Consider the following 18,602-nt stretch of genomic DNA (forward strand, 5'->3'; position numbering starts at 1 on the left):
CTTCGCGCCCCCTCTGTCCCGTCGGCCTAAATTTATTTGACTAAGTCAACTAATTGGTCGATCCTGTCCGCGACAGGAGGAACTCCCCATGACCATCCACGATCACCCCGGCAACAAGCGCATCGATGCCGTGCGCGCCTTCAACCGCTTCTACACCCGCCAGATCGGCCTGCTCGACGAAGGCCTCCTGAAGAGCCCGTTCTCGCTGACCGAGGCGCGCGTGCTTTACGAGCTTGCCCATCGCGACGGGCTGGTCGCCAGCGACCTGGTGCGCGACCTCGATCTCGACCCCGGCTATGTCAGCCGGCTGCTGAAAAAATTCGAGGAGCGCGGCCTGGTCGAGCGCGCCGCCACGGAGGCCGACGCGCGGCGGTCCTCGATCGCGCTGACGCCCGCGGGCAGGGAGGCGTTCGCGCCACTCAACCAGGATTCGCACGACCAGGTGCGCGCGCTGCTCGATCGCCTGGCGCCGACCGATCAGGAGCGGCTGGTCAAGGCGATGCGCACGGTGCAGGACCTGCTCGGCGACAAACCCCAACCCAAAGTGCCTTATATCCTGCGGCCGCTGCAGGTCGGCGACATCGGCTGGATCACGCATCGCCAGGGCCTCATCTACGCGCAGGACTATGGCTGGGACGAAACCTATGAGGCGCTGGTTGCCGAGATCCTCGGCGAGTTCGTCAAGAACTTCGTTCCGCAATGGGAGAGCAGCTGGATCGCCGAGCGCGAAGGCGAGGTGGTCGGCTCGGTTTTCGTCATGCGCAAGTCGCCCAAGGTGGCGAAGCTCAGGCTGCTCTATGTCGAGCCGTCGGCGCGCGGCCTCGGCATCGGCCGACGGCTGGTAGACGAGTGCATCGCGTTCTCGCGCGCCAAGGGCTACAAGACGCTGACGCTGTGGACGAACGACATTCTTGGCTCGGCCCGCCGCATCTACCAGGCGGCGGGCTTCAAGCTGGCCGAGGAAGAGCGCCACCATTCCTTCGGCAAGGATTTGGTCGGCCAGACGTGGAATTTGGAACTGTAGCGCCTTTTCCTTCTCCCCTTGTGGGAGAAGGTGGATCGGCGCGCAGCGCCGAGACGGATGAGGGGTGTTCCAGGGAACGCCGGCGTCTCACTCCGCTGGAACACTCCTCATCCATCGCCTTCGGCGAGACCTTCTCCCGCAAGGGGAGAAGGAGGAAGGCGTCTCAACCTTTGATCGGCACCCAGATCTCCAGCCCGCCATTGCCGCTGCGCGGATCGAATTCGGGGCCGTAACGCTCGAAGTCCGGGGCGTCGGCGATCTCATGCCCGGATGCAGGCAGCCACCTGTTCCAGATGGTATTGACCGTGCGTCGGATGGTCGAGATGTGCTCGCGATGCGCAAACACGGCGTATTTCTGCGCCGGCACTCGAACCCGGCAAAAATCCTTCGGCAGATCGGAGAACTCCGACACCTCGACGCCGGCGACATAGTCGAAATTGCCGGCATCGTCGGCATTGGTGCAAACGCCGTAGGCGACGCCGGGCACCTCGCCGGGAATGTTGCCGATATAGGGTCCGAAGCGCTGCCACAGCATTGGGATGCCGGCGCTGGTCTCGCAGCTGTAGCGCTCGCCGAGCCCGGCGATGAGAAACGCCCGGCTGGTCTCGAAGAGCGGCGGCTCGAGCGCGGTGAGAAGCGAACTGTCCATGAGGATGGGCTCCACGAGGTCGAGGTTTTGGGTCGAGCCTCCAGCGCGCACCAGTTCCGGCGTGGTGCCGAACTGGTCGCGGAAGGCCCGCGTGAAAGCCTCATGCGAGCCGTAGCCGGCATCGAGCGCGACCGCCAGGATATCGCTCGCGCCGCCCGCGAGCTTGCGCGCCGCTTCGCTGAGCCGCCGCGCCCGCATATAGCCCATGACCGACCGCCCGGTGGCGGCGCCGAAGGCGCGCGTCACATGGAAGCGCGACACGCCGCTGCTTGCCGCGACATCGTCGAGCGAAATCGCATCCGGCAGATGGCTTTCGACAAACCACAGCGCTTTCTCGGTCGGGTTCATACGGCTCCTCGCATTTGGCGCGGCCACACTAGTCGGCGCTCCGACAGGCAGTTTGATCGAAATTGCGCAGTGAGCAATAATAGCGACGCGCATGCCGGGTCGAGTGGAATCGACTTGGCATTAACGGCACGCGCGAAGGGGTGTCCCGATGACGACGGCGACGGCCGATCAGGTGTTCCGATTTGGCGGGTTCACGCTCGACCTCGCCAAGGGAACGCTGCGCGGCATCAACGAGCCGCTGTTCCTGCGGCCGAAAGCCTACGCGCTGCTTTCGCATCTCGCCCGCAATATGGGCCGCGTCGTGCCGAAGTCGGAGCTGATGGATGTCGTCTGGCCCGGCGTCTATGTCACCGAGGATTCGCTCACCCAGTCGGTGCGCGAGATCCGCAAGGTGCTGGGCGAGGACATGGTGCGCACCGTCTCCAAGCGCGGCTATATGCTTGCCGCGGAAGCCGAAGCGGCGCCCGAGATCAGCAGCCAGCCGATCGTGGCGGTGGTGCGCTTCCGCAACGAGAGCGGCGATCCGGCCGACGAGGCGATGGTCGACGGCTTTGCCGAGGATCTCATCAACGGCGTGGCGCGCTTTGGCACCGTGACGGTGCTGGCGCGCAATTCAAGTTTTTCCTTCGCCTCTTTCGGCCGCGCGGAGTGGCCGCAGATCCGCGCTCGCATCGGCGCCGATTATCTGGTGGAGGGCTCGCTGCGCCGCCAGGGCGAGCATGTCGTAGTGGCCGTCAGCCTCGTCGACATCGCGAGCGCCAGCCAGCTCTGGGGCGACCGCTACCAGTCACAGGGCGCCGGCCTGTTCGCGATCGAGCGCGACATCGTCGAGCAGATCGTCAGCCGCCTGGTCACGCGGGTCACCAACGCCGGCCTCGAGCAGGCCTCGCGCAAGCCGGTGACCAGCCTTGCCGCGTACGAGCTCCTGCTGCGCGGCTTCGCGCTGCTGCGCGATCCCGCTCAGACCGACCAGCGCGGCGCCGAGGCCTTGTTCGAGGCGGCGATCGCAAAAGATCCGAATTACGGGCTTGCCTATTCTTATCTCGCTTTGGCGCGCTCCCTGGACGGCGAGTTCGGGCGCGCCAGCGATGCTGTCCTGGAAAATGCGCGCGACCTTGCCGACAAAGGGCTGGCCCTGTCGCCCGACCAGCCGACCGGCCACCGCGTGCAGTCGCTGATCCGCCTCTATATGCGCGATCACGAGGCGGCCGAGCATCACATGCGCATCGCCTTGCAGCTCAACCCGTACGACGCCGACAGCATCGAGCAGATGGGCATGCTGCTCACCATGCGCGGCCGGCCGCTCGAAGCGCTGACCTGGCTGGCGCGCGGCATTCGCATCGATCCGCTGCATCCGCACTGGTACCAGTTCGACCGCGCCCTGGCGCTCTACATGATGGGCGAATATCGGCAGGCGGCGGAAGCGCTGGAGCTCGCGACGCGGCCGGCGCCCTGGATCAGGACGAGGCTGGCCGCCTGCTATGCCCAGATGGGCGACAGGGAAAAGGCGCGGCGGCAGATCGCCCTCATCGAGGACGGCCCGTCCTTCTCGCCGCTCGACTATGCGCTGCACGGCGTGCCGTTCGAAAATCCGGCCGATGCCGAGCATCTCTGCGAAGGCGTCAGGCTTGCCCTCGGCTAAATGCATGTCGCCCCGGAAGTGTGCAGCGGTTCTGGGATATCAAAACAAAAACTTAAAGCGCGTCGCCCGAATCCGTTTCAGCGCGACGCGCTTTGGGCTGTGCCCGAGCCGCCTCAATCGACGACGACCACGATGTAGCGGCCTTGATAGGGCCGGTAGTAGGTCCGGCCGCAGCGCCAGACGTCGAAGCCGTTGACCTTGGTGCGAACGCAGCCTGCCGGCAGCGTGGCGACCCAGGCGGTGGTGTGCCTCAGCACACGCCATGTCGTGGCGCGCCGAGCGACGCCCGCGGCGCTGTGCGGTGTCCAGGGCGCCCCGATGCGGGCTTCGGCGGTACCGACCAGCGACAGGGCCGGCACGGCCATGCCGACAATCTCGACGGCGGCGAGGCCGATGGCGAGCAACGCAGCGGCCGAGCGCATTTTCCTGAAAGATTTCACAGGCATTTTCGTTTCTCCTGAGGTTGGTGTTCAGTTCTAGTGGGAGGATGAAGCGGCCAGCCGGGTCGAACCCGTCAGCGCCGCCAGGTGAGCAACCACGAACAGCCAGTGCGCCGCGGTTGTTACGTAGCCGACGACAAGCACGTCGGCGGCGATGAAGAACTGCCAGAACAGAAGGTTGGCCGTTCCGAGCAGCACATGCACGGCAGCCAGCACGGCGTGCCAGTTGCGGGAGTAGGCGATGCGCCAGAGCGTCACGCCGATGATCAGGGCCAGCCCGTGCGCCTCGATGAAGCCGATGCCGGTGCCGGGTGCGTTGTTGAGCAGCACGGCTTCAGCCCCGCGCCCGAAGAACGAGCCGGCAATGTCGGTGGCGAGCCCGCCTGCGGAAGCAAGGACCAGGAAGCCGGCATTCACGCGAACGAGAAGATTTCCAAAGAAGGGTGTCATGATCGTTCCTTTCCGTTTTGGGTGATAAAGGTCGCCACGGCGGCGTTGGCCGCCGTGGCTGCTGGGAGGAGGCAACGCTCAGGCCACCAGCGGCCGGGGCTCGGCTGCGGCCGCGGTCGGTTCTGCCGCGGGGGTGCTCTCAGCCGGCGCCTTGATCCCGAACCAGGTGACGTAGAGCGTCGGCAGGAAGACCAGCGTCAGCACGGTCGCGACCAAGAGGCCGCCCATCACCGCATAGGCCATCGGCCCCCAGAACACCGTCGGCGCGATCGGGATCATGCCGAGGATGGCGGCCGCCGCCGTCAGCAGGATCGGCCGCAACCGATGCGTGGTGGCGCTGATCACCGCGGCCCATGGTTCCTCGCCGGCGGCGATGTGCTGGTCGATCTGCGCGATCAGGATCACCGAGTTGCGGATCACCATGCCGATCAGCGACATCACGCCGAGGATCGCGACGAAGCCCATCGGCGCCCCCGAGAGGAGCAGCGCGCCGGCGACGCCGATGATCGCAAGCGGAGCGGTGAGCAGCACCAGCACCAGGCGCTGGAAGCTCATCAGCTGCACCATCAGCACGGTGGCCATGATGAACAGCATCAGCGGGAACACCACGAAGATGCTGGCCTGCGCCTTGGCGCTGTCCTCGATCACGCCGCCCTGTTCGACGCTGTAGCGCGCCGGCAGTTCCGCCTTGAACGCGGCGATGGCGCTCTCCAGCCGCCGCGTGACCAGCGTGGCATTTTCGCCGGGCGCGACATCGGCCTGCACGGTCACGGTCGGCAGCCGGCCGCGGCGCCAGATCAGCGGCGGCTCGGTCTGGTAGGTGAGCTTCGCCACCTGTTCCAGCGGCACCCGCCGTCCGCCGGACGCGCTGATCGTCAGGCCGCGCAGCGTGTCGATGCTGGCGCGTTCGGTTTCCACCGCGCGGGCAACGATGTCGACGAGGTAGATGTCGTCGCGCATCTGCGTGATCTTCGAGCCGGAGAGCACCGCGTTGATCGTCTCCGACAGCTGCTGCGAGGAGATGCCCAGCGCGCGCGCCCGGTCCTGGTCGACATCGACCTTGATGACCTTGGCCGGCTCGTTCCAGTCGTAGTTGATGTTGCGCACCGAGGCGTCGCTGCCCAGCACCTGCGCGAACTGCTGCGCGAGGCTCCGCGTCTTGTCCGGATCCGGACCGCTGACGCGGAACTTCAGCGGCCAGCCGACCGGCGGGCCGAGCTCCAGCGGCGTGACGCGGGCCATGACGTCGTCGAAGCCGGTCGACAGCTGCTTCTCCAGCCGGTCGATCACCGCCTGGCGCACGGCGTGGCCCTTGGTCACGACCACCGCCTGGGCGAAGAAGTCGTTGGCGAGCTGCGCGTCGAGCGGCAGGTAGAAGCGCACCGCGCCCTGGCCGACATAGAAGCTCCAGTGGTCGATATCAGGATCGGCGGCGAGCAGCTTCTCGACGCGCTCGACCACGGCGTCCGTCGACTTGATCGAAGCGGTGCGCGGCAAGGTGAGGTCGAGCATGACCTCGGGCCGGTCGGACTTCGGGAAGAACTCCTGGCCGACGAAGCCCATCGCCACGACGGAGAGCGCGAACAGTCCGGCCGTCGCCGACAGCACCAGCCACTTCGCCCGCATCGCCATCTCGAGCAGCGCCTGGAAACCGCGGCCGACGCGCGAGGGCTGATGGCTGCCGCCATGCCCCTTGATGCGATCGGGCAGCAGGAAGACGCCGGTGAGCGGCGTGAACAGCACCGCGACCACCCAGGAGACGACGAGCGCGATCGCCACGACAGCGAACAGCGAGAAGCAGTATTCCCCGGCGCCGCTCTTGGCGAAGCCGACCGGCACGAAGCCGGCGATCGTCACCAGCGTGCCGGTGAGCATCGGGAAGGCGGTGGAGGTATATGCATAAGTGGCGGCCGAGATCTTGTCGTAGCCTTCCTCCATGCGCGAGATCATCATCTCGACCGCGATCATGGCATCGTCGACCAGCAGGCCGAGCGCGATGATCAGCGCGCCGAGCGAGATGCGCTGCAGCGAGATGCCGAAATACTCCATGGTGACGAAGGTGATCGCCAGCACCAGCGGGATGGCGACCGCCACGACGACGCCGGGACGCCAGCCGAGCGCCAGCAGCGAGACGGCGAGCACGATGGCGATCGCCTCGCCGAGGCTCTTGGTGAACTCGCCGACGGATTCTTCCACCACATGCGACTGGTCGGCGACCAGGCCGAGCTCGGCGCCGAGCGGCAGCTCGGCCTGCATCTCATGCATCTTCTCCTTGACGGTCTCGCCCAGCGCCAGCGCGTCGCCGCCCGAAGTCATCGAGATGGCGATGCCGACCGCAGGCTTGCCGTTGAAGCGGAACATCGGCTGCGGCGGGTCGGAATAGGCGCGCTTGACCTCGGCGACGTCGCCCAGCCGGAAGTAATGGCCGTTGGCGTAGAAGTTGATCTCCTTGAGGCTTTCCTCGGAGGTGAAGCTGCCGGAGACGCGGATGGCGATGCGCTCGGGACCGGCATCGACCGTGCCGCTCGGCGTCAGCGCGTTCTGCGCCTGCAGCGCCTGCGACAGCGTGCCGACATCGAGGCCGAGCGCCGCCACCTTCTGCGTCGAGAATTCGAGATAGATCTTCTCGTCCTGCTGGCCGATGAGGTCGACCTTGGCGACGTCCTTCACCGTCAGCAGCCCGGCGCGCAGGCTGGTGCCGAGATCCTTCAACTCGCGATGGCTGAGGCTGTCGGAGGTGAGCGCGTAGATGAGCGAATAGGTGTCGCCGAACTCGTCATTGTAGAACGGGCCCTGCACGCCGGACGGCAGCGTCGGCTTGATGTCGTCGAGCTTCTTGCGCACCTGGTACCAGAGCGGCTGCACCTGGTCGGCGGCCACCGTGTCCTTGAGGTTGACGAAGACGACGGATTCGCCGGGCTTGGTGTAGCTCTTGACGTAGTCGAGGTCCGGCAGCTCTTCGAGCTTCTTCTCGATGCGATCGGTGATCTGCTCCACCGTGTCGCTGGTGCTGGCGCCCGGCCACATCGTCTTCACCACCATGGTCTTGATGGTGAAGGGCGGGTCCTCCTCGCGGCCGAGACCGCCATAGGCGTAGAGGCCGGCAAGTGCGGCCGCGATCATCAGGTAGACGATGAAGCTGCGGTGCCGCAGCGCCCACTCGGAAAGATTGAAGCTGGTCATGATGCGGTTCCTTTTCAGGGCGCGCGCAAGCGCGCTCCGCCGGCGCCTGCCGGCTGGCCAAAACAAATGACGGTTTGGGTTCGGTCAGCGCCCGCCGCTTGGCGGGCGCGCCATAGCAATTCAGGCCAGGCTGTGCATGGTGCCCGGCACACGGTAAGGCGCGCGCTCGGCGGTTCTCGGCCTGATGGCGAGGCCCGCGAGATAGCGCTGGAAGGCGGCTGCCTCCTGGACCGGCGAGGCGAGCGCGACATGGCCGTCCGGCCTCACCAGATAGGCTGCGTCGCGCTGCAGGCCGGCCCTCCCGGCTGCGTCTGTCCAGGCGAAGCCATGCACTGCAATTCCTGTCGGTGCGAGCATCGCCCGGAAATCGCAATTGACCTCGCCATAGACATGGACCTGCCAGTCGAGCGACCGCAGCGGCTCGAAATTGTCGCCGCCCGCGCCCATGACGTTGCCGGCGACATAGGGCAGGCGGTCGCCGCCGCTGACCCTGCCCGCCATGCCCGAGCTGATCGGCCCGGCGCGGTACTCGATCGCCGTCTGCGAGATCACGCCGAAGAATGCGCGCGACCCGAACGATGTGTGGAGCCCGATGTTCATGACCTTCGGCATCACGTAACGCCGGAACAGGCCGACCAGCCGCGAGCGGTTGGTGATGAAGCGGAACACCTTGTCGGTGCTTTCGATCAGCTTGTGGGCAAAGGCGATGCGCTCCGGCTCGTAGCTGTCGAGCAGGCGAGGATCGGCTCGGCCCTGCACCACGGCGCCTAGCTTCCAGGCGAGGTTCACAGCATCGCCCATGCCGGTGTTCATGCCCTGGCCGCCGGCCGGGCTATGGATGTGTCCGGCATCGCCGACGAGGAACACGCGGCCGGCGCGGAAGCGCTCGGCGACGCGATGATGGACGCGATACGTCGAGAACCAGTTGACCTCCTCGACCGTGACGCCGGTGTCGCGCTCGACATCGGCGCGGATCGCCTCGAAGCTGATCGTCTCGTCGGCCTCATGCGCCTTCGGCACGATGCCAATGAGGCGCAGCGAGCCCGACTGCCGGACGGGCATCACGATAGCGAAGCCATAGGTGCTGATGGTCGTGTCCATGCCATTGCGGGTGACGTTGCCCGTGCCCTTCACGTCGGCGACGTAGAAGGCCTGCTCGTAGGTACCGCCCGGGAAACCGATGTTCAGCCCATGGCGTACCGTGCTGCGGGCGCCGTCGCAGCCGGCGAGATAGGCTGCGCTGACGGTCTCCGTCTTGCCGTTCCGCGAAAGAGTCGCGATGACCGCGTCACCCTTGTCCTGGAAAGCAACGAGCTCCGTACCGCGCTCGACCTCGACGCCGGCGCGTTCCAGATGCGTGATCAGCACGCGTTCATGGATATCCTGCGGCAGCGCGAAGGCGAAGGAGTAGGGGCTGATGCCGCGGCCGAAATCGGAAAGCGGCAGCCGCGCTGCGACGCCGGCCGGCGTATGTAACGTAAGCCGTTCCAGCCGGATGCCCTCGGCAAGGATGTCCTCGACGATGCCGATCTGGCGATGGAACTCCAGCGTGCGCGCCTGGACGGCGAGCGCGCGCGAGGTTTCGCCCGGACCGGTGGCCTTGTCGAAGATGCGGACCGGGACCCCGAGCCTGGTCAGCCAGAGAGCGAGCGTCAGCCCGGTCGGGCCGGCGCCGGCGATCAGGACCTTTGTCTTGGACATGGTCATTTTTCCTCTCCTTCAACGATACGCACTTTTTCGCGTTCCCGCAGCCGGTTCACGCCGGCGGTGACGACCAGATCGCCCTTGGCGAGGCCGCCGCTGACCACGACACGGTCGGTCTCGTAGCGGGCAACCGTGACCGGCTTGAGCTCCACCGCCGACGAGGCGGACACGACCCACACGGCCGGCTTGCCGTCCTTGTCGAACAGCGCGCTGCCCGGCAGCACCATGACCGGCGCGCCGCCCATCTCGGCGCGGCCGGAAACACTTGCGCCGAAGCGCATCTCGTTGGGCGCATTCTCGATCGAGACCTTTACCTGGAAGGTGCGGGTCGCGGCGTCGGCCATAGGCGCGATCTCGCGGATGCTGCCGACCGCGGTGATCGCCGGATTGCTGAGCAGCGAGACAGTCACTTTTGGCGGGTGCTTCGTATCGGGCGCGTTGGCGAAGACAGCTTCGGCGATCGAGAACACCGCGTCGCGGCTCTCCGGATCGGCAACCCGCACCACCATCTGTCCGACATTGACGGACTGGCCGGCTTCGGCACCGGTGGCGGTGACGATGCCGTCGAATTCCGCATGCAGCTCGGTATAGCCGAGTTGGTCCTTGGCCATCTCGAAGGCGATGTTCGCCGACTTGAGCTTGGCCTGCGCCGAACGCAGATTCTTCAGTGTCGCGTCATAATTGGCTCGGGTGGTAAAACCCTTGCCGAGCAGCGCACCGATCCGGGCCTCCGCAGCTTTTGCTTCGACAAGCACGGCCTGTGCCGCCGCGACATCGGCCTCGGCGCTGGCGAGCCGGTTGCGATAGTCCTGGTCTTCGATGCGGGCCAGCACCTCGCCTTTCTTCACCGTCGAACCGATCTCGGCGACGCGTTCGAGCAGCTTGCCCGATACGCGGAAGCTGAGGTCGCTTTCGAGCCTCGGCCGTATCTCGCCGATGGCGATACGGGTATCCGCGCTGAGCATCGGGACGGCCGCGATGGCCTTGACAAGCTTTGTCTCGGCTGCGGCGGGCTTCACGTTCGAGGCCTCGCTTCTGGCGCCGTGCCAGACCATGGCGCCGCCGCAGGCAAGAACGGCGATCGATCCGGCGACAAGGCGGCGCCGCAGCGGCCTGTTATGAAAAAGTGCAATCATGTTGTCTCCATGACCAAGGTTGCGGCCGCGCGGGGGAGGATGCGGCGACCGGGAAATCAGTTGGCTGGAGAGGGAGATCGGGCTTTGCGGCCTGTCTTTTCGCCAGCCCGATCTTTTTGGCGCTTCCGGCTCCGGAAATCCCGAACGGTTTCTGAAAATTTTCCGATGTTTGGGTGAGGCGGCCTTGGAATTGCGCAGGGAGACGCCGATGCCGACGCTCAAACCGTCCAGAAATAGCGCACCAGGTGGAAGAAGATCGGCGCGGCGAAGACCAGGCTGTCGGTGCGGTCGAGCATGCCGCCATGGCCCTCGATCAGATGCCCCCAATCCTTCACGCCCTGGTCGCGCTTGATGGCGGAAGCGACCAACCCGCCGAGGAACCCCATCGTGCAGGCGACGAAGGCGACGGCCGAGGCCTGCAATGGCGAGAAGGGCGTGATGAAGGCGAGCAGCGCGCCGAGCAGGCTCGAGGCGACGAGCCCGCCGATCAGCCCCTCCCAGGTCTTCGACGGCGAGACCTTTGGCGAGAAGCGGTGCTTTCCGAACAGCTTGCCGAAGATGTACTGCAGCACGTCGCTGCCCTGCACGACGATGATCAGGAAGGCGACGAGCAGCAGGTTGCGGCCCTCGAAGCCGGGCACGTTCAGCGTCAGCAGAGCAGGGACGTGGCTGACGCAATAGACCGCGATCATGATAGCCCATTGCTGCGCCGACACGCGCTCCAGGAAGCGCTCGGTATCGCCGTGCAGCGCCGTGATCGCCGGCATCAGCAGGAAGCAGTAGACCGGGATGAAGATCACGAACAGCCCGTACCAGGCCGTCCACACCAGCCAGTACTGGAACGGAATGACGATGCCGAACATGCCGAGCAGAACCCAATGGTCGCTGCGGCGGCTGTGCGTCAAGGTCACGAACTCGCGCAGCGCCGCGAACGAGATCAGCGCGAACAGGATAGTCATGCCGTAGCGGCCGAAGAAGAAGGCGACCGTCATCAGCGCCACCATCACCCACCAGGCATTGATGCGCTGGGTGAGGTTGGTGAGCGTCGCGCTGAGCGGCTTCGGCGCGCGCGCCGACAGCACGGCGGCGGTGGCGCTGGCGGTGGTCAGCACCACGAAAAGGCCGATGATCAGGATGCTGATTTCGTGGCGCATCATTCGTCTCGATCAGGTCGGGGATTGAGCGCCAGAAGTTCGGCCCGGGCGCGTTCTAGGAAGGCGCGGCGTTCCTCGCCCGGCGCTACCGCCACCGGCGCGCCGAAGACCACGCGGCAAAGCAGCGGCACCGGCAGGAACTGGCCCTTGGGCAACACGCGCGACATGTTCTCGATCCAGCACGGGATCAGCTCCACTTCCGGCCGCGCCATCGACAGATTGTAGAGCCCGGAGCGGAACGGCAGCAGCTCGTCGCTCATGTTGCGCGTGCCTTCCGGGAAGATGATCAACGAATGACCCCGGTCGAGGACGGAAAGCATGACGGAGATCGGGTTCTCTTCCGGGCTCGTCCATTGCCGGCTGATCAGCACGGAGGACAGCATGTCCTCGGCGATGAAGCGGCGCAGCCGCGACTTTCGCCAATATTCGGCGGCGGCGATCGCATGTGTGGTGGCGCGTTCTCTTTCGCTGAGGCAGGCCGACAAAAGGATGAAATCGCCATGGCTGGTGTGGTTGGCGAAATAGATGCGCTGCCGGTCCGATGGCTGGCAGCCGCTCCAGATCGGACGCACGCCGGTCACCGCCCGGGCCAGCGCCGACAGGCCGACCGAAGTCGCCGTCTGCAGCAGCGTGAAGGTCCGGAGCGACAGCTTGTTCATCCCGGCATCCAGAATCCGGCTGTCAGGAACGCGATGACGAAGATCGCGAAGGCGATGCGCTGCCGGGCAAGCAGGCGGCGCGTTCCGGCGATGCGGTCCTCGAGCGGGCGCGGAGACGAGGAGACAGGCTTGAGCCGCATGCGCGCCAGCACGTCGTCGACCGCGGCGCATCCCGAACGCTCATTGTCATGGCTCGCCATCAGCCGGAACAACAGCGCGTCGAAGGCGAGAAGCGCCGAAAACCCAAGCACCACGACGGCGCTTACCGCGGCGACCAGCAGCGCCAGCACCGCGATCGGCGCCTGGAGCGCGCCGCGCGCCGAAGCCACCAAAGGCGCGAAGCCGTCGCAGACGAGCACGATCGCGGCCGGCCATGCGGCGTGCTTGATCAGCATCGCGGCAAAGGCGGCTGTCCGCTGCTGATAGGCTTCGTCCGTCATGCCGGCTCGTCCAGTCCGATCTGAAGATGCACTGGTCGTCCGGACGCGGCGAGCTGCTTGCGCGCGTGGGACGGCGTTTGCGAGCGGCCGGTCGCGACGAGCCATCCGGCGATGACGGTGGCGCTGCGCTGGAAGCCGAGCGCGCAGCAGACCAGCACCGTGCCTTGCCGGCGCGCCGGCTCGATCGCCGCCACCGCTTGGTCGAGCGTGTCCGCCGGCGGCGGCAGCAGATCGAGCACGCCGAAGCTTTGCCAGCGGCCCGGCGCGTCGCGCGGCCGCTCAAGCTCGGCGGCGAGATCGATCACCGTGCCGAAGCCGTCAGCCTCGGCGGCGTTCGGGAACCGCCCAAGGAAGATGCCGTCGCTGACCGGCACGACCGGCGGCAGCTTGCGCGTCCAGGTCCAGACATTGACCCTGGCGCCTAGACGATAAGGCCAAAGCAGGATGCGGCTCGCCAGCGACACACGGCCATCCGCCGCCTTCTGGAACACTTTCGCGCCGGCCCCGGCATAGGCCAAGGCGACGATGGCCAGCGCCAGCGAAGGCCATAGAAGCAACAAGGCGAGGGCGGAGAAGAAGGCGCCGACCACAGCGCCCGTTAGCGCCAGAGCGGCGCCCAGCGCGTAGCATAGCGCAAGCCGCCATGCCCTGCCGTCGGCAGCCGGGCGGAAACCGGCGAACGGCAGCTCGCCCCGTGCCGGAAAGAGCCACAGGGCAAAGAAGCCGAGCAGCGCGCCGGTCGGGATGTCGATGAAATGATGCTGCCAGGTGGTCAGCACCGAGGCGCCGATCAGAAAGCACCAGCCGTGCCAGAGCCCCAGCAAAGGACCGGCGAGGCGCTGGCGCCAATGATCCCAGATGATCACCAACAGCGCGATATGCAGCGACGGCGCCTGGTTGAACGGCTTGTCGAAGCCGCCGAGGACCGCAAACAGGAAACCCGGCAGGCCGCTCGTTTCCGGCCGCACGAATGTGGCGGTCAGCGGAAACAGGATGAAGCAGGCGACGGCGACGATCTGCGCGGTGAGGTATCGGCCGGCCAGCCGGTCGACGCCCTGGCGGCTGTCGTTGAGCAGGAGCGACAGTCCGTAGAACAGGTTGATCGACCAGTAGGGCACGATGGTCCAGGCGACGAACGGAACATGGTGTTCCCAGGAGAACACGATGCTGCCGACATGGTCGCGCGTCGAGGCGAGCCAATTGGCGAAGCCGTAGGTCGAATAGAAGAAAGGCGCGAGGAAAGCGAGCCACAGCGCTGCGCGCAGGACGACACGCCCATAGGGCTCGGCGCTGGGTGAAAGTGGCGGGGGCTCGGCACTGGAAGGCATGCGGCGGTGGTCCTAAAGCCGCCTTGCCAGCGAGACGGTGAAGATGCCCCATTGGTCGATGCGCTGGTCGAGCTTCTCGAAGCCTGCCGCCTCGACCAGCTGATCCATCTCGCCTTGCGTGCGCCGCCGCATCACCCAGGCCTGGCCGCCGCGATGCGAGGTCAGGCTGCGCGCGATCATTTCGAGCTGCGGGTGCCAGGGCTGGTTGGTGTAAACGAGCAGGCTGCCCGGCTGCATGGCGCGGGCAAGGCCGCCGAGCGAGCGCGCAATCAGCGCATTGTCGGAGAAGAGCTCGTAAAGGCCGGAGACGATGGCGAGGTCCGGCGCCGGATCGAGCGCGGCGAGCCCATCGCCGTCGAAGGCGTCGGCGCGCTGGAACGACACGCTGGCCGGCAATTGCCGCTCGGCGATCAGCTTGCGGCCGAGCTCGACATTGAGGTCGGAATAGTCGCGCAGCCGAACGCTGGTCGGTTGCTCCCGGCTCATGTCGATCGCATCGAGGACGTAGCGGCCGTGACCAGATGCAATGTCCACGATGTTGGTGTGCCGCCCAGTGGCCTTCAGCATTGCCAGCGCCGAGCCGATCAGCTCTTCGATGTGAAGCTTGCGCTGGCGGATGCCGCGCCAGCCGATGGCGTCGAGGAAGGTCCGGTCGACCATGCGGCCGATCGGCCCCAGGCCGCGCGGCTCGTTCTCATAGACATAGTCGAGCGTCGAACCGGAATCGAAGCCGGTGGTAACGCCGACCTTCATGCCTTGCGAGAACCAACTGCCGATGCGGATGAAGGCGCGGCTCGTCGCCCAGTAGAGGCCCCTGGGCGAAAGCAGATCGAGCGGCGAGGCGAGGCGGTCGGCCTCGTCGCGCGTGTAGCCGGCGATGTCCGCCTGCTTCAGGTCTACAGCTTCCGCGGGTGCCGCGAACTGCGCTTCGAGGAACGGCCGGATCAGGTCGAGCGCCTTGGCGCGGTCGCGCTCGCCCAGCGTATCGTGGAAGAAGCCCGGCAGCACGTGGCGCTCCTTCGCGCGGCTGCCGAGATTGACGAAGAACTCGTGCTGCGGCGCGTGCCGCACCACCCAGTCGCTGCCCGACAGAAGAAGCTGCGTCGGCACGGTGATGGCGCGCGCATCGGCAACGATGCGCGCCGCGTGCTGATAGAGCTCGACCAGGATGTTCGAGGCGATCGGCCTTGTGATCAGCTTGTCGTTTTCGAAGGAAGCAATGCGCACAGGGTCATGAGTGAGAAGGTTCGCCTTGACGTAGGAATTGACGAAGAAGCGCCCCTTGATCTTCTGCCACAGCGCGATGCCTTCCTTGGCGAAAGGGACATAGAGTTTCACCGAGAAGGCGGGCGAGGCGAGCACCATGGCGCGCAGCTTGGGCGCATAGTCGTGCACCCACGCGGCCGCCAGCACCGCGCCGAAGGACTGCGCGATCAACGCGATGTCCTGCGCGGCAAAGCCGTCCCTGGCGGCGATCTCGCGAATGAAACAGTCGATATCGCGCACCAGCGCGGCGAAAGACGGAGCATAGCCGCGCTCGCCGGCGGAGCGGCCGTTGCCGCGCGCATCCCAGGCATAGAAGGCGTAGTCGGGCAGGCTGAGTTCGTCGACGAGATGCGCCATGCGGCCGCCATGCTCGTGTCCGCGATGGAAGAGCACGACCGCGCCCTTGGCCGTGGCCTGCATCGCCGGCCAGTAGCGGTAAAAGATCTGCGTGCCGTCATGGCTGCGGAAGGTGCGTTCCTGCGCCTGCCGCGCAAGGCTTTGCGCCGGCGCGCTGGCGACCTGTTCGTGAAGCATGGTGGTTCCCCCGGGCGGCATGGCGAGTCTCGGTGCTCAGCCGGTGCTGCCAATAAGACCGGCGCGTATCCGGTTTATGGCGGTCAGCAGCGAAAGCGTAGCCATGGCCGGAAACACAAACGGCGCGATTGCCTCCGGCCAGAGCCCGGCCGCGGCGAGCACGGCGACCACGCCGAGCGCCAGCGCCCTGTCGCTCTTTCCGAACGGCCCGGCATAGTTTCGCCCGATCCCGGCGGCGATGCCGAGCACGCCGGCGAACTCGGTGAGCGCCGCGGCGATGGCAAAGGCGACGACGCCCCAGGCGCCGAATTGGGGGAGGGCGGCAAACGGCAGGATCAGCGCAAGGTCGGAGACGACATCGCAGATCTCGTTGAGGTACATGCCGAGCGTCGAGGCCTGGCCATGTTCCCGCGCCAGCATGCCGTCAATGGCGTTGAGCGCCATGCGCAGGAAAAGCCCCAGGGGGATGAGGAAGAGCAGCGGGCTCCAATCGGGGAGGATCGCGATCGCCGATCCAGCTGCGATGGACAGCAGCGCAGCCGCGACCGTTATGCCGTTGGCCATCACACCCATCGCCGCCAGCCTGTTGACCAGCGGCCGCAGCCTGTCCTGGAAAGCCGGCTTCAGCGCATAGAGCGTCGGCATTGCGATGATCCCCCGATCCTCGCCGCCAGATGTATCACAAACATGCCGAACGGCACCAGCACAGCTGCTAAAACACTGTGAATCCCAGACAGTTGGCACCCTGCCATGCACCCATCGCCTGAAGACGACGCCGGAACCGGCGCTCTGTGGCGCTCTCATGCCCGCCTTGGCGAGCTTCGACCATGCAGCCCTGGCATGGCCGCATGCGGTTGCCGGCTTCTGGAACAACGCATGCCACTTGAATAGTAAGCACGCTTATTATATATGCCGCTCATGGTTTCAGACGGCATCGACAGATTGGGATTTTTGATCCACGACGTGCAGCGCCTCATGCGCAAGCGCTTCGAGGCGCGCGCCAGCGGGTTGGGCCTTTCCTCGGCGCAGTGGCGGCTTCTCGTCCGCGTCGCCAAGGAGGCCGGTGTCGCGCAGGCGCGGCTCGCCGAGCTGCTCGAGATCGAGCCGATCAGCGTTTCTCGCCTCTGCGACCGGATGGAGGAGGGCGGCTGGATCGAGCGTCGCGCCGATGCGGCCGACCGGCGTGTGCGCATGATCTTCCCGACCGAAAAGGCCAACGCGGCCTACGCCGATGTCAAAAGCCTCGCCGGCGAGGTCTATGAGGAATCGCTCACCGGCGTATCGCTGGAGGACCGTCGCATCCTGATCCGGGTGCTCGACACCATCGTGCAGAATTTGACCGACGGCGAGACGTCGTCCCTCGAAAAGATCAAGAATACGGAAGGGCGGGCAGCATGAACGCGGCAGCCAAGAAAGCAGACGACAACGTCACCAAGCTCGAGATCGAGGCGCCGGCGAAGCCGGAGGCTGCGCCGGTCTCCGCGGCAGCGGAGCCGCAGCCCGCACCGGCAGCACCGAGGAAGAAGCGCCGCACCGGCCGCTTCCTTTTGATGGTCGCCCTGCCGCTGGCGCTGCTCGCCGGCGGCGCCTATGTCTGGGTCACCGGCGGTCGCTACCAGGAGACCGAGAACGCCAACCTGCAGCAGGCCAGGATTTCGATTGCCTCGGATACGGCCGGCCGCATCGTCCAGGTCGGCATTGCCGACAACCAGACGGTCAACGCGGGCGACCTTCTCTTCGTCATCGACCCCGAGCCTTACAAGATCGCGCTGGCCCAGGCCGACGCGGCTGTCGCCGCCGCGCGGCTCAATGTCGAGCAACTGCGCGCCGCCTACAGCCAGGCGATGGCGCAGCAGAAGTCGGCCAAGAGCGAGGTCGACTATGCGCAGTCGCAATATGACCGCGCCGCCGATCTCGCTGAGAAAGGCATCAATGCCAAGTCGTCGCTGGACGAGGCCCGCAACGACCTCGACAAGGCCAAGCAGCAGCTTGCGGTCGCCGAGCAGGGCATCATCAGCGCCAAGGCGGCGCTTGGCGGCAACCCCGACATCGAGACCGACAAGCATCCGAGTGTGATGTCGGCGCTCGCCGCGCGCGACAAGGCCGCCTACAACCTCTCGCAGACCACGGTGAAGGCGCCGTCCGATGGCATCGTCTACCAGGCCTCGTCCTTCAAGGTCGGCCAGTATGTCTCCGTCGGCACGCCGCTGTTCGCGCTGGTCGAGACGGATGACACCTGGATCGACGCCAATTTCAAGGAAACCCAGCTGACCCATATGAAGCCGGGCCAGAAGGCCGAGATCGTGGTCGACACCTATCCGGGCCGGACCTTCGAGGCGACCGTCAAGGCGATCGGCGCCGGCACCGGCGCCGAGTTCTCGCTGCTGCCCGCCCAGAACGCCACCGGCAACTGGGTCAAGGTCACCCAGCGCATTCCCGTGCGCCTGGAACTGACCGACCCCGACGCCAAGATGGCGCTGCGCACCGGCATGAGCGCGACGGTCACCGTCGATACCGGCGTCGCGCGCGGCCTGCCGTCGATCTTCGGTCACGCCACGGCCGGCGAGCACGCGCAATAAAGCAAAGTGAAGCCCGAGGCATGAGCCTCCGCAAGGGAATGGTCTGAAGGGTTGGAGGGAAAGCCA

The 18,602-nt window shown here is 66.3% G+C and carries 16 protein-coding genes; 4 read left to right on the forward strand and 12 right to left on the reverse strand.

Features of this window, described 5'->3' with window-relative positions; translation table 11 throughout:
* Positions 1–88 precede the first annotated feature (88 nt).
* Complete coding sequence (locus tag A9K66_RS15170; protein ID WP_067324852.1) at positions 89–1,024, forward strand: bifunctional helix-turn-helix transcriptional regulator/GNAT family N-acetyltransferase; 936 nt, start codon at positions 89–91, stop codon at positions 1,022–1,024.
* Positions 1,025–1,187: 163 nt separating this feature from the next.
* On the opposite strand, the gene A9K66_RS15175 is transcribed toward A9K66_RS15170, so the two are convergent.
* The gene (locus A9K66_RS15175) at positions 1,188–2,021 is read right to left on the reverse strand and encodes an AraC family transcriptional regulator (RefSeq protein ID WP_067324853.1); all 834 of its coding nucleotides are present in this window, start codon (positions 2,019–2,021) and stop codon (positions 1,188–1,190) included.
* A 148-nt stretch (positions 2,022–2,169) separates the two neighbouring features.
* On the opposite strand from A9K66_RS15175, the gene A9K66_RS15180 reads away from it, so the two are divergent.
* Positions 2,170–3,663, forward strand: a complete 1,494-nt coding sequence (locus A9K66_RS15180) for a winged helix-turn-helix domain-containing protein (RefSeq protein ID WP_067324854.1) — start codon at positions 2,170–2,172, stop codon at positions 3,661–3,663.
* A gap of 113 nt (positions 3,664–3,776) precedes the next feature.
* On the opposite strand, the gene A9K66_RS15185 is transcribed toward A9K66_RS15180, so the two are convergent.
* The 11 genes from A9K66_RS15185 to A9K66_RS15235 form a co-directional block, all read right to left on the reverse strand.
* Entirely contained in the window at positions 3,777–4,109 is a 333-nt protein-coding gene (locus A9K66_RS15185) for a hypothetical protein (protein ID WP_066996527.1), read from the reverse strand.
* A 30-nt stretch (positions 4,110–4,139) separates the two neighbouring features.
* Positions 4,140–4,553, reverse strand: a complete 414-nt coding sequence (locus tag A9K66_RS15190) for a hypothetical protein (protein WP_067324856.1) — start codon at positions 4,551–4,553, stop codon at positions 4,140–4,142.
* A 78-nt stretch (positions 4,554–4,631) separates the two neighbouring features.
* Positions 4,632–7,736, reverse strand: a complete 3,105-nt coding sequence (locus tag A9K66_RS15195; RefSeq protein WP_067324857.1) for an efflux RND transporter permease subunit — start codon at positions 7,734–7,736, stop codon at positions 4,632–4,634.
* 120 nt (positions 7,737–7,856) lie between these two features.
* Complete coding sequence (locus A9K66_RS15200; RefSeq protein WP_197507475.1) at positions 7,857–9,437, reverse strand: FAD-dependent monooxygenase; 1,581 nt, start codon at positions 9,435–9,437, stop codon at positions 7,857–7,859.
* A 2-nt stretch (positions 9,438–9,439) separates the two neighbouring features.
* Positions 9,440–10,576 carry an efflux RND transporter periplasmic adaptor subunit gene (locus A9K66_RS15205; protein WP_067324860.1) on the reverse strand — a complete coding sequence of 379 codons (1,137 nt, stop codon included), beginning with the start codon at positions 10,574–10,576 and terminating at the stop codon, positions 9,440–9,442.
* Positions 10,577–10,794: 218 nt separating this feature from the next.
* On the reverse strand, positions 10,795–11,730 hold the full coding sequence (locus A9K66_RS15210) for a phosphatidate cytidylyltransferase (protein WP_066996678.1): 936 nt from the start codon (positions 11,728–11,730) through the stop codon (positions 10,795–10,797).
* Positions 11,730–12,389 (reverse strand): lysophospholipid acyltransferase family protein, encoded by a 660-nt coding sequence (locus A9K66_RS15215; protein ID WP_067324862.1) that lies wholly within the window; start codon positions 12,387–12,389, stop codon positions 11,730–11,732. The genes A9K66_RS15210 and A9K66_RS15215 overlap by 1 nt, the downstream gene beginning before the upstream one ends.
* Positions 12,386–12,829 (reverse strand): hypothetical protein, encoded by a 444-nt coding sequence (locus tag A9K66_RS15220; protein WP_067324864.1) that lies wholly within the window; start codon positions 12,827–12,829, stop codon positions 12,386–12,388. Before A9K66_RS15220 ends, A9K66_RS15215 begins: the two co-directional genes overlap by 4 nt.
* Positions 12,826–14,157 (reverse strand): phosphatase PAP2/dual specificity phosphatase family protein, encoded by a 1,332-nt coding sequence (locus A9K66_RS15225; RefSeq protein ID WP_067324865.1) that lies wholly within the window; start codon positions 14,155–14,157, stop codon positions 12,826–12,828. Before A9K66_RS15225 ends, A9K66_RS15220 begins: the two co-directional genes overlap by 4 nt.
* 12 nt (positions 14,158–14,169) lie before the next feature.
* Positions 14,170–15,957, reverse strand: a complete 1,788-nt coding sequence (locus A9K66_RS15230) for a bifunctional alpha/beta hydrolase/class I SAM-dependent methyltransferase (protein ID WP_067324867.1) — start codon at positions 15,955–15,957, stop codon at positions 14,170–14,172.
* Between the two features lie 36 nt (positions 15,958–15,993).
* Positions 15,994–16,602: a CDP-alcohol phosphatidyltransferase family protein gene (locus A9K66_RS15235; RefSeq protein WP_067324869.1), complete on the reverse strand. Its 609-nt coding sequence runs from the start codon at positions 16,600–16,602 to the stop codon at positions 15,994–15,996.
* Positions 16,603–16,875: 273 nt separating this feature from the next.
* Here A9K66_RS15235 and A9K66_RS15240 point away from each other — a divergent pair, with 273 nt between their 5' ends.
* Both A9K66_RS15240 and A9K66_RS15245 read left to right on the forward strand, forming a co-directional pair.
* A complete protein-coding gene (locus tag A9K66_RS15240) occupies positions 16,876–17,355 on the forward strand; it encodes a MarR family transcriptional regulator (protein ID WP_067324908.1) in 480 nt (159 codons plus the stop codon).
* The gene (locus A9K66_RS15245) at positions 17,352–18,536 is read left to right on the forward strand and encodes an HlyD family secretion protein (protein ID WP_067324871.1); all 1,185 of its coding nucleotides are present in this window, start codon (positions 17,352–17,354) and stop codon (positions 18,534–18,536) included. The genes A9K66_RS15240 and A9K66_RS15245 overlap by 4 nt, the downstream gene beginning before the upstream one ends.
* The last annotated feature ends 66 nt before the right edge of the window (positions 18,537–18,602 follow it).

It is taken from the genome of Mesorhizobium sp. AA23, from assembly GCF_001672435.1.
Classification (GTDB): domain Bacteria; phylum Pseudomonadota; class Alphaproteobacteria; order Rhizobiales; family Rhizobiaceae; genus Mesorhizobium.

Coding starts and splice junctions, on each gene's coding strand:
- A9K66_RS15170 (WP_067324852.1), top strand. CDS start 89: ATGACCATCCACGATCACCCCGGCAACAAGCGCATCGATGCCGTGCGC.
- A9K66_RS15175 (WP_067324853.1), bottom strand. CDS start 2,021: ATGAACCCGACCGAGAAAGCGCTGTGGTTTGTCGAAAGCCATCTGCCG.
- A9K66_RS15180 (WP_067324854.1), top strand. CDS start 2,170: ATGACGACGGCGACGGCCGATCAGGTGTTCCGATTTGGCGGGTTCACG.
- A9K66_RS15185 (WP_066996527.1), bottom strand. CDS start 4,109: ATGCCTGTGAAATCTTTCAGGAAAATGCGCTCGGCCGCTGCGTTGCTC.
- A9K66_RS15190 (WP_067324856.1), bottom strand. CDS start 4,553: ATGACACCCTTCTTTGGAAATCTTCTCGTTCGCGTGAATGCCGGCTTC.
- A9K66_RS15195 (WP_067324857.1), bottom strand. CDS start 7,736: ATGACCAGCTTCAATCTTTCCGAGTGGGCGCTGCGGCACCGCAGCTTC.
- A9K66_RS15200 (WP_197507475.1), bottom strand. CDS start 9,437: ATGTCCAAGACAAAGGTCCTGATCGCCGGCGCCGGCCCGACCGGGCTG.
- A9K66_RS15205 (WP_067324860.1), bottom strand. CDS start 10,576: ATGATTGCACTTTTTCATAACAGGCCGCTGCGGCGCCGCCTTGTCGCC.
- A9K66_RS15210 (WP_066996678.1), bottom strand. CDS start 11,730: ATGCGCCACGAAATCAGCATCCTGATCATCGGCCTTTTCGTGGTGCTG.
- A9K66_RS15215 (WP_067324862.1), bottom strand. CDS start 12,389: ATGAACAAGCTGTCGCTCCGGACCTTCACGCTGCTGCAGACGGCGACT.
- A9K66_RS15220 (WP_067324864.1), bottom strand. CDS start 12,829: ATGACGGACGAAGCCTATCAGCAGCGGACAGCCGCCTTTGCCGCGATG.
- A9K66_RS15225 (WP_067324865.1), bottom strand. CDS start 14,157: ATGCCTTCCAGTGCCGAGCCCCCGCCACTTTCACCCAGCGCCGAGCCC.
- A9K66_RS15230 (WP_067324867.1), bottom strand. CDS start 15,957: ATGCTTCACGAACAGGTCGCCAGCGCGCCGGCGCAAAGCCTTGCGCGG.
- A9K66_RS15235 (WP_067324869.1), bottom strand. CDS start 16,602: ATGCCGACGCTCTATGCGCTGAAGCCGGCTTTCCAGGACAGGCTGCGG.
- A9K66_RS15240 (WP_067324908.1), top strand. CDS start 16,876: ATGGTTTCAGACGGCATCGACAGATTGGGATTTTTGATCCACGACGTG.
- A9K66_RS15245 (WP_067324871.1), top strand. CDS start 17,352: ATGAACGCGGCAGCCAAGAAAGCAGACGACAACGTCACCAAGCTCGAG.